This window comes from Sphingomonas sp. G5 (assembly GCF_052660795.1).
This window is the reverse complement of sequence record NZ_CP109660.1, coordinates 2,308,782-2,323,779: the sequence shown is the minus strand read 5'-3', so window position 1 is coordinate 2,323,779 and position 14,998 is coordinate 2,308,782. Positions and strand designations below refer to the sequence as shown.

General features: G+C 71.5%; 11 protein-coding genes and 1 pseudogene. 10 read left to right on the top strand and 2 right to left on the bottom strand.

The window, feature by feature from the left end; all coding sequences use genetic code 11:
• Positions 1-16 precede the first annotated feature (16 nt).
• Positions 17-991 carry a class 1b ribonucleoside-diphosphate reductase subunit beta gene (gene nrdF, locus NE358_RS11180; protein ID WP_074696716.1) on the top strand — a complete coding sequence of 325 codons (975 nt, stop codon included), beginning with the start codon at positions 17-19 and terminating at the stop codon, positions 989-991.
• A 105-nt stretch (positions 992-1,096) separates the two neighbouring features.
• On the opposite strand, the gene NE358_RS11175 is transcribed toward nrdF, so the two are convergent.
• Entirely contained in the window at positions 1,097-2,281 is a 1,185-nt protein-coding gene (locus NE358_RS11175; RefSeq protein WP_289938502.1) for a S8 family serine peptidase, read from the bottom strand.
• Positions 2,278-6,264 carry a type VII secretion protein EccCa gene (gene eccCa, locus NE358_RS11170; protein ID WP_289938499.1) on the bottom strand — a complete coding sequence of 1,329 codons (3,987 nt, stop codon included), beginning with the start codon at positions 6,262-6,264 and terminating at the stop codon, positions 2,278-2,280. The genes NE358_RS11175 and eccCa overlap by 4 nt, the downstream gene beginning before the upstream one ends.
• A gap of 128 nt (positions 6,265-6,392) precedes the next feature.
• Here eccCa and eccD point away from each other — a divergent pair, with 128 nt between their 5' ends.
• The 9 genes and pseudogenes from eccD to NE358_RS11125 all read left to right on the top strand — a co-directional run.
• The gene (eccD, locus tag NE358_RS11165; RefSeq protein WP_289938497.1) at positions 6,393-7,838 is read left to right on the top strand and encodes a type VII secretion integral membrane protein EccD; all 1,446 of its coding nucleotides are present in this window, start codon (positions 6,393-6,395) and stop codon (positions 7,836-7,838) included.
• Between the two features lie 55 nt (positions 7,839-7,893).
• Positions 7,894-9,168 carry a type VII secretion protein EccB gene (gene eccB, locus NE358_RS11160; protein WP_289938495.1) on the top strand — a complete coding sequence of 425 codons (1,275 nt, stop codon included), beginning with the start codon at positions 7,894-7,896 and terminating at the stop codon, positions 9,166-9,168.
• A gap of 84 nt (positions 9,169-9,252) precedes the next feature.
• On the top strand, positions 9,253-9,546 hold the full coding sequence (locus NE358_RS11155; RefSeq protein ID WP_103206313.1) for a hypothetical protein: 294 nt from the start codon (positions 9,253-9,255) through the stop codon (positions 9,544-9,546).
• Positions 9,547-9,575: 29 nt separating this feature from the next.
• The gene (locus tag NE358_RS11150; protein WP_103206314.1) at positions 9,576-9,860 is read left to right on the top strand and encodes a hypothetical protein; all 285 of its coding nucleotides are present in this window, start codon (positions 9,576-9,578) and stop codon (positions 9,858-9,860) included.
• Positions 9,861-9,918: 58 nt separating this feature from the next.
• Entirely contained in the window at positions 9,919-10,251 is a 333-nt protein-coding gene (locus tag NE358_RS11145; protein WP_103206315.1) for a hypothetical protein, read from the top strand.
• A gap of 43 nt (positions 10,252-10,294) precedes the next feature.
• Complete coding sequence (locus NE358_RS11140) at positions 10,295-13,393, top strand: hypothetical protein (RefSeq protein ID WP_289938491.1); 3,099 nt, start codon at positions 10,295-10,297, stop codon at positions 13,391-13,393.
• On the top strand, positions 13,390-13,791 hold the full coding sequence (locus NE358_RS11135) for a YbaB/EbfC family nucleoid-associated protein (RefSeq protein ID WP_289938488.1): 402 nt from the start codon (positions 13,390-13,392) through the stop codon (positions 13,789-13,791). Before NE358_RS11140 ends, NE358_RS11135 begins: the two co-directional genes overlap by 4 nt.
• On the top strand, positions 13,781-14,098 hold the full coding sequence (locus tag NE358_RS11130; RefSeq protein WP_289938486.1) for a hypothetical protein: 318 nt from the start codon (positions 13,781-13,783) through the stop codon (positions 14,096-14,098). The genes NE358_RS11135 and NE358_RS11130 overlap by 11 nt, the downstream gene beginning before the upstream one ends.
• A gap of 57 nt (positions 14,099-14,155) precedes the next feature.
• Positions 14,156-14,560, top strand: a pseudogene (locus NE358_RS11125) (WXG100-like domain-containing protein); the annotation flags it as partial.
• Positions 14,561-14,998 lie beyond the last annotated feature (438 nt).

Below are 14,998 nucleotides of genomic sequence, written 5' to 3'. Positions count from 1 at the left end.
AGGACACAGGAACGACATGGCTGAGAAGCTGCAGTTGCTGAACCACGTGCAGGCCATCAACTGGAACCGCATCCAGGACGACAAGGACCTCGAGGTCTGGAACCGTCTGGTGAACAACTTCTGGCTGCCCGAGAAGGTGCCGCTGTCGAACGACATCCAGTCGTGGAACACGCTCACCCCCGAGGAGCAGACGCTCACGATGCGCGTGTTCACGGGGCTCACGCTCCTCGACACGATCCAGGGCACGGTCGGCGCGGTCTCGCTCATCCCCGACGCGATCACCCCGCACGAGGAAGCCGTGTACACGAACATCGCGTTCATGGAGTCGGTACATGCCAAGAGCTACTCGTCGATCTTCTCGACGCTGTGCTCGACGAAAGAGATCGACGAGGCTTTCCGCTGGTCGACCGAGAACGAGTTCCTTCAGAAGAAGGCGCGCATCGTCATGGATTACTACCGTGGCGATGACCCGCTGAAGCGCAAGGTCGCCTCGACCCTGCTCGAGTCGTTCCTGTTCTACTCGGGGTTCTACCTGCCGATGCACTGGTCGAGCCGCGCCAAGCTCACCAACACCGCCGACCTCATCCGCCTCATCATCCGTGACGAGGCCGTGCACGGGTACTACATCGGCTACAAGTTCCAGCGCGGTCTCGAGACGGTCGACCAGGCCCGTCGTGACGACATCAAGGACTACACGTTCTCGTTGATGTACGAGCTCTACGACAACGAGGTGGGCTACACGCAGAGCCTGTACGACTCGGTCGGACTGAGCGAAGACGTGAAGAAGTTCCTTCACTACAACGCGAACAAGGCTCTGATGAACCTCGGCTACGAGGCGATGTTCCCCGCGTCGGTGACGAATGTGAACCCCGCGATCCTCTCGGCCCTCTCGCCGAACGCCGACGAGAACCACGACTTCTTCAGTGGCTCGGGCTCGTCGTACGTCATCGGCAAGGCCGAGGCGACCGAGGACGACGACTGGGACTTCTGAGTTCCTTCGGTGCCCCTGGACACCATTCCTGAGAAGGGCCCCCGCGAACACGCGGGGGCCCTTCTGCACGGGAGGGGCCGGACACAGGCCGTTCGAAGGGAGGCGTCAAGATCCTCGCGAAGCTCGACGGACGGTCGCCACCCCGACGAGGGGCCCGAGGGCGGCGCCAGCCGCACCCAGCAGGCCGAGGCCCAGCACCAACGCGAGAGCGTCGGGCCGCTCGTCGGCGGGCGGGGGAACCTCCAGCGTCAGCGCCTCGTCGGGCGCGGCCACGATCTGCCCGGGGGCGAGGCGCGAGATCGCGGCGACGGGGTCGACCACGCCGGCACCGAGCGACGGATCGGTGCTCGCTCCCTCCGGCAGCGGTCGAGTCGGCGCATCGGCCGTGACCATCAGGCGCTGGATGACGGCTTCGACGGTGAGCGTGGGGTCGTCGGCTCGGACGAGGGCCGCGGCACCGGCGGCGTAGGCCACGGCTAAGCCGGGCTCGTCGCCGACCACGTGCCCCGCACCGTCCGGTACGGCGCCCACGAGACCGGCGGAGGGAGCCGCGATATCCGGCGCGGCACCGAGCCGAGATGCCTCTACGCCACCGTCCTCGCCGAGCGGCGCGACCGACAGCACACCGTCGAGGCGGGCCGGGTAGGCCGCCGCGTCCGTGGTCGGAGAGCCTGCCGCGGCGACGACGAGGACATCGGCGGCGACCGCCGCCCGCACGGCCTGCTCCAGTTCGGGAGAGCTGGCCGTCGCCGTGAGCGGGACGGCGATCACTCGGGCGCCCCCGTCGACCGCTGCCGTGATGCCCCGTGCCAAGAGAGTCGGCAGCGCGTCGACCAGCGCGATGTCGTCGGGATTGCCGGTGACGCGGACGGGAAGGATCGTCGCTCCCGGTGCGAGACCGACGAACTGCGTGCCCTCGACGGCGTGCCCGGCGATGAGGGAGCCGATGAAGGTGCCGCGGCCGTAGCAATCGCTATCGGCGGGACCGCCCGCCAGGTCGACACCCGGCAGCACATGACCCTGCAGCGATGTCGTCGCCGCGCTGACCCCCGTGTCGAGCACGGCCACGACGACGTCTCCCGTGGTGCGGGGCCACGCGTGTTCGGCGCCCATCCGCAGCTGGCCCCACGAAGCGCCCTCGATGATCGGCGAACCGGCGGACGCCGCGCACGACGCCGCGGCTGCCGCGGGAAGGCTCGGCAGTGCGACAGCCGGCAGCCCCGCCGCGAGGGATGCCACGGCGACGACCGCGATGCGTCGGAGCGTGCGCCTCGCGCGGTGGAGGCTCATTGCGGCGGCTCCGTCCAGCCGATCTGCAGACCGGTTCCCCCGCGTCGCGTGAGAAGAGACGCGCGTCCGGCCGGCAGCGGCCTGCCCCGGCCCGGCGAGAACGTCATCGGCTCGGATGCGGGCATCGAGAGCGTCAGCTCGGGTGTGTTCGACTCGTGCAGGCGTCGGATGACGGCATCCATCGCCGTTCTGCTCGAGCCCGCGCCCGCGCGGGCGAGGACGAGGTGCAGTCCGATGTCGCCCGCCTGCGGGATGAGCTCGACCAGCGGCATGAGTGGGCCCGACATCCCCCCGCCCAGCAGCAGGTCGTAGTCGTCGACGAGCACGAAGAACTCCGGGCCGCTCCACCAGTCCCGCCGACGCAGCTGCGCCGGTGTGATGTCGGCGCTCGGTACGCGGCCGCGCAGTTCGGCGACGAGCTTGGCGACCACCTGCTCGGTGGCCGAGGTCGAGAAGGCGGTGGCGAACTGGTACGTCTCCGGGACCGATTCGACGACGCCGCGGCGCGGGTCGATGACGACCATCCGCACGTCGTCGGGCGCATACGCGTCGACGACGCCGCGCGCGATGAGCCGAAGAGCCCCGGTCTTGCCGCTCGCCGAGTCGCCGACGATGCTCAGGTGCGGCTTCAGCGCGAAGTCGTGCCACACCGGCTGAAGGTCCTGCTCGCCGTGCCCGAGCGCGATGATCGGGCCGGGCAGCGTCGGAGCGGGCAGCACGGCGGCGTCGAGCACCGCGGGCAGCATGCGCACCGGCGGGGCGAGGGGACCGTCCCACGCCTCGTCGAGGGCCTCGCCGAGACCTCGGGATGCCGCGGCGAGCCCCTCCACCGAGGTGTCGCCATCGATGCGCGGCACACCGGCGAGGAAGTGCATGCCGTCGACGGTGATGCCGCGTCCCGGCAGCTGCGGCACGGTCGCCGCCTTGCGCATGCCATGGACGGAGTCGATCGGGTCGCCCAGCTTCAGCTCCACGCGCGTTCCGAGCTGGTCGCGCAACGAGCTGTGCACGTCGGTCCAGCGGCTCGTCGAGATCATGACGTGCACGCCGTAGGCCAGGCCCTGTCGCGCGATCTCCCGCAGCGTCATGTCGTGCTCTTCGAACTCGGCGCGCAGAGCCGCCCAGCCGTCGACGACCAGGAAGACGTCGCCGAACTGCTGCTCGGCGAGCTCTCCGGCGGCGCGCTTGGCGCGGTACTCGGCCATGCCCTCGAGAGCTGCGTCGGTGAAGAGCTGTTCGCGGTCGCGGAGCAGGGTGCGCACCTCGGCGATCGTGCGCGCGACCTGCTCGGCCTGCCGGCGGGTGGCGACACCGCCGACGTGGGGGAGTCCTTCGAGCGTCGAGAGGCCGCCGCCGCCGAAGTCGATGCAGTAGAACTGCACTTCGGCCGGGGTGTGCGTGAGCGCGAGGGCGCTGACCATGGTGCGCAACAACGTCGTCTTGCCGGATTGGGGGCCTCCGGCGATGCCGACGTTGCCGCCCGCGCCGGCGAGGTCGATCTCGTAGAGCTCCCGCGTCTGCTCGTAGGGCTTGTCGACCACGCCGATGGGCACGCCGAGGTGCCCGGAGCCGGTCCACCCGATGGCGTGCAGTCCGCGGTCCGGGTCGACCAGCAGTGGCGGCAGGAGCTGATCGAGCGTCGGCGGCGCGGCGAGCGGCGGCAACCAGACCTGGTGAGCCGGGGGGCCGAAACCGACCAGGCGGTCGACGATCATCGACATGACCGTGTCGTCGACCCCGGGCGAGATCCCCGTAGGGGCGGGTCCGGCGGCCGTTTCTTCCGGCACGGGCAGTGACGTGTCCTCGACCACGGGGGGCGCGACGCGCGACGCCTGGAAGACGACGACCTGCTGACGCACTTCTTCCTGTCGCTCCTCGCGCGTGCGCCGCCGGTAGGTGCCCGAGACGTACGCGGCTTTGAATCGCGTGAGCGTCGCGACGTCGCTGCGGAGGTACCCGTTGCCGGGTGCGTTCGGCAGTTGGTGCGCGTCGGGGACGCCGATGACGCTCCGGCTCTCCATCGCCGAGAACGTCCGCAGGCCGATGCGGTACGACAGATGGCTCTCGAGTTTCGTCATGCGGCCGTCCTCGAGGCGCTGGCTGGCCAACAGGAGATGCACACCGAGGGAACGCCCCAGCCGTCCGATCATGACGAACAGCTCGGCGAAGTCCGGATTGGATGCCAGCAGCTCGCTGAACTCGTCCACGATGACGAACAGCGTCGGCATGGCCTCGAGCGGTGCTCCCGCGAGCCGCGCCTTCTCGTGCTCGAGCAGCGACGAGTAGTTGCCGGCCGCCCGCAGGTACTCCTGCCGCCGGTTCAGCTCACCCGCCAGGGCGTCCTGCATGCGGGTGACGAGCGTCGCCTCGTCGGCGAGGTTCGTGATGAGCGCCGAGACGTGGGGCAGCTCGTCGAGGCCCAGAAACGTCGCGCCCCCCTTGAAATCGACGAGCACGAAATTGAGGGTCTCGGACGAGTGCGTCATCGCCATGCCGAGCACGAGCGTGCGCAGCAGCTCGCTCTTGCCGGAGCCGGTGGCCCCGATGAGAAGGCCGTGCGGCCCCATGCCCCCCTGGGCGGCCTCTTTGATGTCGAGATGCACGGGGTGTCCACGCTCGTCGACGCCCAGCGGGATGCGCAGGCGCGTGCGATCGAGGCCCTCGCGCAGAGAGCTCGCGGGGGCCCACTTGTCCACGTCGTCGATGCCGAGCAGCGTCGGCAGCTCGAAGTCCGACACCATCGGCTCGCTCGCATCCGCCGAGCGACCGCCCGCACGGTAGGGAGCGATCACACGAGCGAGCGCCGTCGCGGCGGCGAGACTCATGGCATCCGGAACGCACAGCAGCGAGCGCTGCACGCCCTCGGTGCGATCGCGGCGCAGCATGTGCACGGCATCCGTCCGCACGTCCAGCAGAAGACCCGACGTGTCGTTCTCGTCCACCTCGACGCCGAGGGTGATCGCGGTGGTGCAGCGGTATCCGCCCGACGTGATGCGCGACCTGGGCGCGGGGGCGATGCCGTCGAAGACGACGAGATGGTAGGGCTCTTCGGCGGTGGGAGAGGCGCCGGGCTCGAAACGCGAACGCCCGTTCATGTCGGCGTCGATGAGCTCGATGAACTCGGCGACGTCCGTCGCGAAGAGTCGCGCAGATCCCGCTCCGTCCTGGCCGCTCGGGTGCTGCGCGTGCGGCAGCCACTTCGTCCAGTCCCAATCGGCGGCGCGATCGGGTGACGCACAGACGGCGACGCGCAGCTCATCCGGCGCGTGCGTCGTCACCGCTTGAGCGACGAGCGCCCGGGCCATGCTCCGCGCGGCATCCGCGTCGCCCGTGAGCCGGATGTTCGCGAGACGACGGACGAACAGGGAGACGGGAAGGTCGGGCACCGAGCCGTGCACGGCGATGAAGCGCCGCAGCGCTCGCGCCGAAAGGGGCTCCAGATCGGCGATGGGCTTGGTCGAGAGGGGCGTGATGCGCTGGCTGAGGCTGTGCGACCCGGTGCCGATGCGCAGCTCGCCGAAGTCGCCGTGAGTGCCGCGGCGCTCCCACAGCCGCGCGGTCATCGCCATGTTCGACAACGACGCCGGGTCGGGATGCCGCCACATCAGGGAAGCGCGCTGCTGCGCGGCCGCACCTCGGACCTTTCCGCGCATCTGCCCGAGGTAGCGGAGGAAGTCCCGGCGATCGCCGCGCACGGTGGTCCGGCGTTCGGCCGCGGCCCGGGTGAGCTGCACCAGAACCATGAGCACCGCCAGGGCGAGCATGCCCAGGAAGAGTCCGACGGCGAGGGCGGGATTGCGCTCGCCGAGGAAGACGAGCATCATCACCCCGCTGATGAGCATCATCGGCACCATCATGAGCATCGTCAGCGGGTCCTTCGGCTGCAGCTCCGGCAGCGACGGCGGCTCCTGCAGTTCGATGTCGCCCGAGGGCAGCTCGGGCGGCTTCTCTCTCTGCTGCCTGCGGAAGGGGATGGTGCTCATGTCGGCTCTCCTCGCTGCATGTGCGTCACCCCTTCCACGGCTGTCCCCCCGCGCGGGGTTCATCGCGACGCCGCCGACGTCGCGCCGCCACGATGAACCCTCGCCTCGTCTCGGCGCGTGTGCAGTGCATGACCACGCTCGATCAGCGCACAGCACCCGGCACGGCAGAGGATCACCGGCGGGCCGAGGAGCCCTTCGTCGCTGCGAGCACCGGAGACATGTGCCGCCTCAGCGTGGTCGGACCGACCTCCCGCGTCGAGCTCGCCGTCCCGTCGCACATCCCGATCGCGGAGTTGCTGCCGACGATCGTGGGCCATCTCGACCCGTCGCTCGCGACACGGGGCCTCAACCACGGGGGGTGGGTCCTGCAACGTCTCGGCCACGCGCCGCTCGACGAAGACCTGGGTACGGCATCCGCGGGGCTCCTCGACGGTGACGTGCTGTTCTTGCGCCCGCGCGCGGCCGCACTCGCCCCGGCGCAGTACGACGACGTCGTCGACGGCGTGCAGTCGGTGCTCGACGCGCGCGATGACGACTGGTCGTCCAGGTCAACGCGCCGATCGGCTCTGGCCGCGACCGCGGTCGCCTCTTCGGCGGCCGTCGTCATCGCCGGCGGCGCCGGCACGATCGCCCCCATCATGGCGGGGGCGCTCGCCCTGGTGCTGCTCGCCGCGGGAGTCCTCGTCGGGCGGCTGTGGGACGACCCGATGGGGGCGGTCCTGACCGGTGTGGGCGTGACCGCAGCCGGCGTCGCGGGCGCGACGGTGCCCGCCGCCCTGTTCCCCGGCGCCGAGGCGTCTGCGCCGGCGATCCTCGCGGCGGGAGCCGCCCTGTGGGGGGTCGCGGCGGGCGCGGCGGCCTACGCCCGCGGCGGCGTCCGTCCCGTGCTGTTGGCCTCGACGGGCGCGGCCATGTTGGCGGTCTCCGCCCTGTCTCTGCCGCTCGTGCTCGGTCTCGACCTGGCCGCCGGGGCGGCGATCCTCGTGGTCCTCGCGCTCGGTCTGGCGCGCGGCATCCCGGGGCTCGCCGCGTGGATCGGCGGACTGGCCGTCGATTCCGTGCCGCTGTCGACGGCGGAGTTCCAGACCGGCCTGGACGCCGTCCCAGCCGACGACGTGCAGCGGCGCGCGACGGTCGCGCACCAGACGGCCACCGCCCTGTGGGTCGCCTGGGCCGCCCTGCTGTGTGCGGCGCTGATCGACCTCGCGCTGGTGCGCGAGTGGACCTGCGCGGCCCTGACGGTCGCCGCAAGCGTGGCGGTCGCGCTGCAGGCGAGAGAGCTGCACGCGACGCTGCAACGCGGGGCGGTGCTCGTCGCCGCCGCTCTGCCGGCGGCGGTGCTCGGTGTCGCGCAGGCCGCGGTCCTCGACCCGGTCTGGCAGGTCCTCTCGGTCCTCCTGCTGATCGTCGTCGCCGGTCACGCGTGCGTGCTGGCCCTGGTCCTTCCGCGCACGCGTCTCGCACCGACCTGGGGGCGAGCCGGCGACGTCCTGCATTGGTGCTGCGCCATCGCCGTGCCCGGTCTGATGCTCGCCGTGGCGGGTCTCTTCGATTGGATCGCGGACATCGTGTGAACCATCCTCGGCCGTTCGGCCGTGGTCGAGATGACGGCAGGAAAGGAGAGACGACATGTACGGCAGACGGGATCTCGTCGACGCGCACCTGTTCCTGCGCGGGCGTCTCTCGGCGGCGGTCCTGCGGTCCGACCCCGACTCGCCCGATCGTCCGCTGCGGCGCACGTCGACCGGCATGGGGATCGGCGCCGCCGTCGCGGCGGCCGCAATCGTGGTCGTGGTCGTCCTCAACCTGTTCCTGTTCACGACGAACGACAGCTGGCGCGAGCAGCGCGGCGCGCTCCTCGTCGATGAGACCACCGGTAGCCGCTACGTGCTCATCGACGACGTGCTCCACCCCGTCATGAATCTGGCATCCGCCGCCCTTCTCGTCGGGGGACCGCCGTCCGTCGTCCGCGTCTCGAGTGCGGACCTCGCGTCCGTGCCCCGGGGCCGCGCGGTGGGCTTCGAGGGTCTGCCCGACGAACTCCCGTCCGCCTCGTCGCCCGCGCCGACCTGGACCGCGTGCGCTGCCGACGGAACGACGTCTCTGACGATCGGCGGAGCGCCGCGGACCACGCCCCTGGGCGACGGTGAGGGAGCGCTCGTGACATCGAGTGGCCAGCTGTGGCTCCTCTGGGACGGGGTGCGCTCTCGCGTCGAGGAGGCCTGGGCCGCGCGCGCGATCGGCTTCGAGCCGACGCAGGCCACCCCGGTCGAGCCCGCGTGGTTGGACACCATCCCCGATGGTCGCGACCTCGACCTGTCGCCTCTGACGCTCGGCGGGGTCGGACCGGAGATCGCCGGGCAAGGGACCACGCTCGGGCAGGTGATGGATACCGAGGGCGACGGGTCACGCTACGTCGTGACCTCCAGCGGCCTGATGCCCATCACCGAGACGGTCGCGGCGCTGCTCACCGCGGCCCCGGCCTCCGGGCTGCCGTCGCCGCGCGCTCTGGATCGGCGCGATCTCGTCGCGGCGCGGATCGCGGATGCTGCGTCGTGGCAGGACGAGCTGCCCCGCACGCCCCCGACGCCGATGGCGCCGGATGCGGCGCCGTGCTCGGTGTGGGCGGACGGACGGACGACCATCGCGTCCGTCGAGACCACCGCGCTCGTCGAGGCAGGCGGGGCCGTCGAGGTCGCCCCGGGCGCCGGGCTCCTCGCCGCCACGGCGGCTGCGCCGGGCGTCAGCGGAATCGGCCTGTACCTCGTCTCGGACGACGGCACCAAGTACCCCGTCGCCGACACCGCCACGGCATCCGCCCTCGGGCTCGACGCCTCTCGATCTCCTGCCGTGCCGGAAGCGCTGCTCGCGCTCCTGCCGACAGGCCCCACGATCGCGACGTAGGAGAGGAGGCGCCCGCAGGTTTCGTATCCACGTCCCCATTCGTTCGAACTCATCCCCTCATCACCCCCGAACAAGGAGAAAGTCATGGCACAGCTCACCGGTTTCGAAGCAGGAACCCTCCAGCAGATCATCAGCCGCACGATGGAGCAGGTCTCCGCGATGGAGGCCGCCCGCGGTCGCGTCGAGGACGCCACCCAGACGATGGCCGCAGCGGCGCGGGCGGAGGCCGGCATCGTGCTGCAGCGCCGGCTCACCGAGTGGCAGAGCGAGTACAGCGACATCAAGAACAAGCTCGACGTCCTCAACACCCAGGTGCAGGCGCTGCTGACGCAGCGCACCAACACCGACGACTCCACCACGTCCAGCGCCGCGGCCTGATCACCCCTTCCCCCCGAAAGGAAAACGCTATGTCCTTCAACGTCGACCTCGTCCAGTTCGAGGTGGCCAACCAGTCGCTCAACAGCTCCTGCCAGGAGGTCGAGCAGATCCTGCAGAACATCTACGACACCATCCGCCCGATGGGCGAGGCCCAGTGGGGCCGCTCGCTGCCCGTGTGGGGCGAGCTGCAGCAGCGCTGGAACGTCGAGTACGAGGAGGTCCAGCAGGCCGGCCTCAACATCAAGAACGCCGCCATCCGCGTTCGCGAGGAGTTCTTCGACGGCGACGTGCGCGGCGCGGCCGTCTTCAACTGAGCACGACGGGGTACCCGCCGTCGGCGGGTACCCCGTGACCCCGACGAGAGGAGAAATCGTGGCAGATGACGGCACCCGCGTCGCCTTCGATCGCGAACAGTACAAGCAGGTCAAGGCGCTGGTCCAGGACGTCGAGACCACCACGGACGACGCGCTGTACGGCACGGACGGTTACGCCATCAGCTCGGATCTGCGTGCGCAACCCGTCGAGGCGCGATGGGAGGCTGCCGCGCAGGTCGGCAACACCGTCTCGGCGCTCGCCGGTCAGGTGCGTTCGTTCACGGACACCTTCACCGAGAAGACGTTGCCCGAGTTCCGCGACCAGCTGGACAAGGCGGAGCAACTCTTCGAGGAGACCGACGATCTGAGCGCGGTGCAGGCCCAGGCCTGACCGAGAACCCACCCCGAGAACCCCCTGCGAACGAGGAGACGACATGGCCGAGGACGAGACCACCACGGGCTCAGGCGACCACGGAGCGACGGGCGCAGGGGGTTCGACGAGCGGGTCCACCGCGACGGGGGACATGGGGTTGGAGGCGCTCCTCGCGCTTGTCGCGGGTGTGGAGGACAGCGGACTGGCGACGGTGCTCGACGAGTTGCAGGCCGCCGAGAACGGATGGATCGGCGGGACGCCCGGCGGAGCGGGCCGCGACGACTGGTCGGCGGACATGCGGTACGGATACTTCCACTACGAGGACAACGTCCGCACGTACGAGCTCATCAACAACCCGGACTCCGGCGTCCGTTTCGCCGACGCCTTCCAGGCGCTGAGGAACAACGTCGCCAAAGTGGCCAGTGACAACGGTCCGGGACTCAGCGCCCGGCGATCCGATACGGCGGCCGCCCTGTTCGAGACGTTCACGTCGGTGATCGGGCAGAACGCCGAGGAGATCTCCGCGCGCGCGACGGCGCTCGGTGCAGAGGACTCGTCCATCCGCGGGTCGGCGGCGACGGCCCTGCTGGCGCAGCTCACCGCACAGCAGAAATCACTCGCCTCCCTGCACCGCCAGCTCACCGATGACGGCGGCGTCGGGGCCAACCTGCGGACCGTGGCCGAGGCGGTACGCACCTTCGAGACATCCGTGCAAAACACGTGGAACCAACACCAGGAGGCCATCGCCAATCGTGCGGCGCAGGCCAAGTCGGCGGTGATGGAGGACATCGTCCGGTACATCGAGGAAGCCGACCGCGCCTGGCGCGCCGGGGCGAAGGGACGCAACGGCATGTCGGTCGAACATGCCAAGGGCGTCTTCGCCGCCTACACCTGGGGCGACCGCGCACAGCTCGCCCCGCCGGGGTTCACCGGCGTCGGTGGAGATCTACGGAGCCCGTCGACGTACGGCCCCATCAACCGCGCGATCTCGCAGTCCGTGCGCGACGTCCTCGCGACGGCCGCGGCCGAGGTCTACGCGGCACAGCAGACCCTCGAGACGGCCATGCGATCGTCGTTGCGGGCTCTCAAGCAGATGCAGGATCCGACCGCGATGCCGGAGGACCCGTCTCTTCTCTACCCGGGAGGGAACGGAGTAGGCGGGGACGGCTCGGGCGGGGGCGGTGGCGGTGCCTCGGGTAACGGCGACGGTGTGTTCGGCGATGGTCCGGGTGGCGGCGCGGGTGCCTCGGGTAACGGCGACGGTGTGTTCGGCGACGGTCCGGGTGGCGGCGCGGGTGCCTCGGGCAACGGCGACGGGGTTTTCGGTTCCGGTCCCGGCGGCGGCGCGGGTGCCTCGGGCAACGGCGACGGGGTCTTCGGTTCCGGTCCCGGTGGTGCCGGCGGCGGTGCGGCAGCGGGAGTCGGCGGTGGGGGCGCGGGCTCGGCGGGCGGAGCCGGTGTCGATGGCGGCTTCGGCGCAGTCGGCGACGGTACGGGTCCGGGCGGCGCCGGTGCCTTCGGCGGGTCCGGATCCGGCGGCGTGGGCGGGTTCGGCGCAGAAGGCGCAGGCGGCGGCGCGGGGACCGGCTCGTGGTCCACCGGCGATGTCGGGAGTGGTCAGGGTATCGGTGGCGTGGGTGTCGTGGGCACACCCGGGGGCGGCGGGGGTGGCTTCGGCGGCGCGCGCGGGACCAACAGCGGATCAGCCGGCCGACGACCCGGGACGAGCGACGGTGCCTACGACGACGGGGCTTCGCTGATTCCGGACGACGTGACCATGCCCGACCTCGACGAACCGGCGGCGGACTTCGCCGGGCTCACGGCCCCCACCGAGTCCGGAGGCGGCGCCGGTGTGAACGGATCGACGTCGGCGCCGGGAGCCGCCCTTCCCGATCTCGGGTCTTCGGGCGCGGGCGCCGGCGGCGGTGCCGGCTGGACGGCCCCCGGAGCGACCGCCGGCGGTGCGGGTCTCGGAAGTGGCGTCGGCACGGGCGCCGGCAGCACGGACTCCGATTGGTCGACGGGCGGCGCCGGGTTCGGCAACGACGTCGGTGCGGATTCCGGCGGCGCGGGCGGTCTCGGCTCCGACTGGGCGTCGGGCGGTGTCGGCTCGGGAGTGGGCGGCGCTGCCGGTGCGGGTTCTGCCGGTGCCGGTGTCGGCTCCGACGGGGCGTCGGGCGGTGTCGGCGCAGACTGGTCGACCGGGGGAGTCGGGTTCGGGGACGACGTCGGCGCGGGTTCCGGCGGTGCGGCGGGCTCCGGGGCGGACTGGTCGACCGGCGGTGGCGGTGCCGGCTTCGGCGATGGTGTCGGTGCGGGTTCTGATTGGTCGTCGGGCGGTGCGGGTGCGGGTGGTTCCGGCTCGGACTGGTCGACGGGCGGTGGCGGTGCGGGCTCGGGCGCTGGTGCCGGTGCGGGCTCCGACTGGCTGCCCGGTGGTGGTGGCGCCGGGGACGACTGGGCGGCCGGTGGCGGTGCCGGTATCGGGCAGGACGGCGGCGCCGGCTTCGACTGGTCGCCCGGACGAGGAGTGGATCTCACCCCCGGTGTCGGCGCGGACGCGGGCGATTTCGCCGCGGGCGGCGGTGCGGGCTTCGGGGGCAGCGGTGGCGCGAGCGACCTCCCGAACGTCGGCGGTGGCGGATACTCGCCCGGCGGAGGCGTCGGCGGGGCCGGCATGCTCGGGGACGCCGGCTCGGGCATCGCCGGCTCAGGCGGCGGAGCGGGCGACACCGCGTCCTTCGGCGCCCCCGGCGGCGGCGCCGGCGGAGACACCTGGGGCGCGACCGACGGCGTCCGCGGTCAGGACGACTTCGCCGCGGGCGGCGGTGCGGGCGGTAACGGAGCCGTCAACGGCGGCGCGGCCGGCGGCGGAGGGATGGGCGGCGGAGGGATGCCGATGATGCCCATGTCGCCGCAGGCGCAGGCGTCGCGGGACCGCGACCGGGAACGCAACACCTGGCTCGCCGAAGACGAGTCCGTCTGGGGCACGACCAACGCGGACGGCAACGGGGTCGTCGGCCTCGGCGAGGAGCGCGAGCCGGTCCAACCGGCGCACGTCCCGGCCGGTGTGGCTGCCGGACGCGCGCCCGTCGCGGGCAGGCGCGCCGAGTCCGGCGCGTCCGAAGAGGCTGCGGTGGCGCAGCAGAAGGGATCATGATGCAGTTCACCGGAGACGACATCGAGCAGATGATGACGGAAGTGCGCCAGACGCACGCCGATCTCGCCGCCCGCGCCGCCGACATCGACGCGCTGACGGCGACCGCGACGTCGAAGGACCGTGTGCTGAGCGCCACGGTGGATGCGCGAGGTGTGCTCACCGATCTGCGGATGACCGGTCAGTCGTGGCGCGAGCTCGCACCGAAAGAACTGTGCGCCAAGATCGTCGCCGTCGTCGCGCAGGCGCAGCGCGAGGTTCAGGAGCGCGGTCGGCTTCTTCTCGCCGAGGGCGGACCGGACGGCCTCGATCCCGCGGCGGGACTGCCGACCGCGGATGAGATGGCGGCCATGATGCAGACCATGGTCGACCAGCTGCAGGGCGGTCGCCATGAGCGATGACCGCTTCGCCGCCGACCCCGACCGGATGCGTCAGAGCGCGCGACGGATCAGCGCCCTCCACAGCCGGGTGCGGGGTCTGTCCGCGACCGTCGAGCAGCTGGCATCCCGTTATCCGGGCGCGGCGGGCGACGGCGACTTCAAAGAGTCGTACGACGCGAACTACGTGCCGGCAGCCGAGGCCGCCCGCGCGTTCACCGCGCAGCTCGCGACCTCCGTCGAGGAACTCGCCCAGGACACGGCGACGGTGGCCGGCGAGTTCGCCGAGACGGAGAACGTCGCCGTGCGCGAGAGCCGACACCAGAAGTAATCGGCCGGAGACCGGCTCGGCGGGACGTCCGCCGGGCGATCGAGGAAGGGGGACGCGATGGCGCTCATGGTCAGCAACGAGGCCGCGAATCTCTTCCTCGTGCTCGCGGGGGAGCGCTTCCCGATGGCGAACGAGGACCAGCTGCGCGACCTCGCGCGAGGCTGGCAGCTGGCCGCTCGCGAGCTCAGCGATCTCGACGGCGACCTGCGCCGCGATCTGATGGCGACGCAGCGTGGCTTCACCGGCAGAAGCCGCGACGCGTACGACCAGTACATCGTCTCGCTCACCGAGGGCGACGCGCTGCGGGAGGTCGCCGAATCGATGCTCTCGAGCTCGCAGTTCCTCAGCAAGCTCGCGCTCGACGTCGAGTACACGAAGTACACCCTGATCGGCGCCCTGATCGCGCTCATCGCCGAGATCGCCTGGGCGATCGCCATGGCGGTGCCGTCGTTCGGGTCGTCGATGGCCTGGCTCGCCGCGCGCAAGGCGATGTACTCCATCCTGTTCCGTACGGTGCTGCGCAAGCTCCTCGCCGAGATCGCGAAAGGGGCGGCGTTCAACGTCCTGAGCGAGGTCGCCATCGACGCGGTCGCGCAGCTCGCGCAGATGGCGGAGGGCAATCGCACCGACTGGGACGGTGACAAGACCTCCGGTGCAGCGGCGGGCGGCGCTCTCGCGGGCATGTTCGGCGGCGCCGTCATCGTCGGTGGCGCGGCGATCGGCAAGGGCCTCGGCAAGGGCGCCGGGGACATCGCCGTGCCCGGACCGGGTAAGGGGGTGGGCGGCGATGCTCTCGACGCCGTGCCGAGCCCGAGCGGGGGTCCGACGCCGACCCCGCGTCCGACGCCGAGCCCGAGTCCGGCGCCCAGCCCGACGCCGCCCACCCCGACGCCGGGCGGC

Bases quoted from the DNA above. Each gene is read 5' to 3' on its own strand.
- nrdF (WP_074696716.1), top strand. From the start codon at position 17: ATGGCTGAGAAGCTGCAGTTGCTGAACCACGTGCAGGCCATCAACTGG.
- NE358_RS11175 (WP_289938502.1), bottom strand. From the start codon at position 2,281: ATGAGCCTCCACCGCGCGAGGCGCACGCTCCGACGCATCGCGGTCGTC.
- eccCa (WP_289938499.1), bottom strand. From the start codon at position 6,264: ATGAGCACCATCCCCTTCCGCAGGCAGCAGAGAGAGAAGCCGCCCGAG.
- eccD (WP_289938497.1), top strand. From the start codon at position 6,393: ATGACCACGCTCGATCAGCGCACAGCACCCGGCACGGCAGAGGATCAC.
- eccB (WP_289938495.1), top strand. From the start codon at position 7,894: ATGTACGGCAGACGGGATCTCGTCGACGCGCACCTGTTCCTGCGCGGG.
- NE358_RS11155 (WP_103206313.1), top strand. From the start codon at position 9,253: ATGGCACAGCTCACCGGTTTCGAAGCAGGAACCCTCCAGCAGATCATC.
- NE358_RS11150 (WP_103206314.1), top strand. From the start codon at position 9,576: ATGTCCTTCAACGTCGACCTCGTCCAGTTCGAGGTGGCCAACCAGTCG.
- NE358_RS11140 (WP_289938491.1), top strand. From the start codon at position 10,295: ATGGCCGAGGACGAGACCACCACGGGCTCAGGCGACCACGGAGCGACG.
- NE358_RS11135 (WP_289938488.1), top strand. From the start codon at position 13,390: ATGATGCAGTTCACCGGAGACGACATCGAGCAGATGATGACGGAAGTG.
- NE358_RS11130 (WP_289938486.1), top strand. From the start codon at position 13,781: ATGAGCGATGACCGCTTCGCCGCCGACCCCGACCGGATGCGTCAGAGC.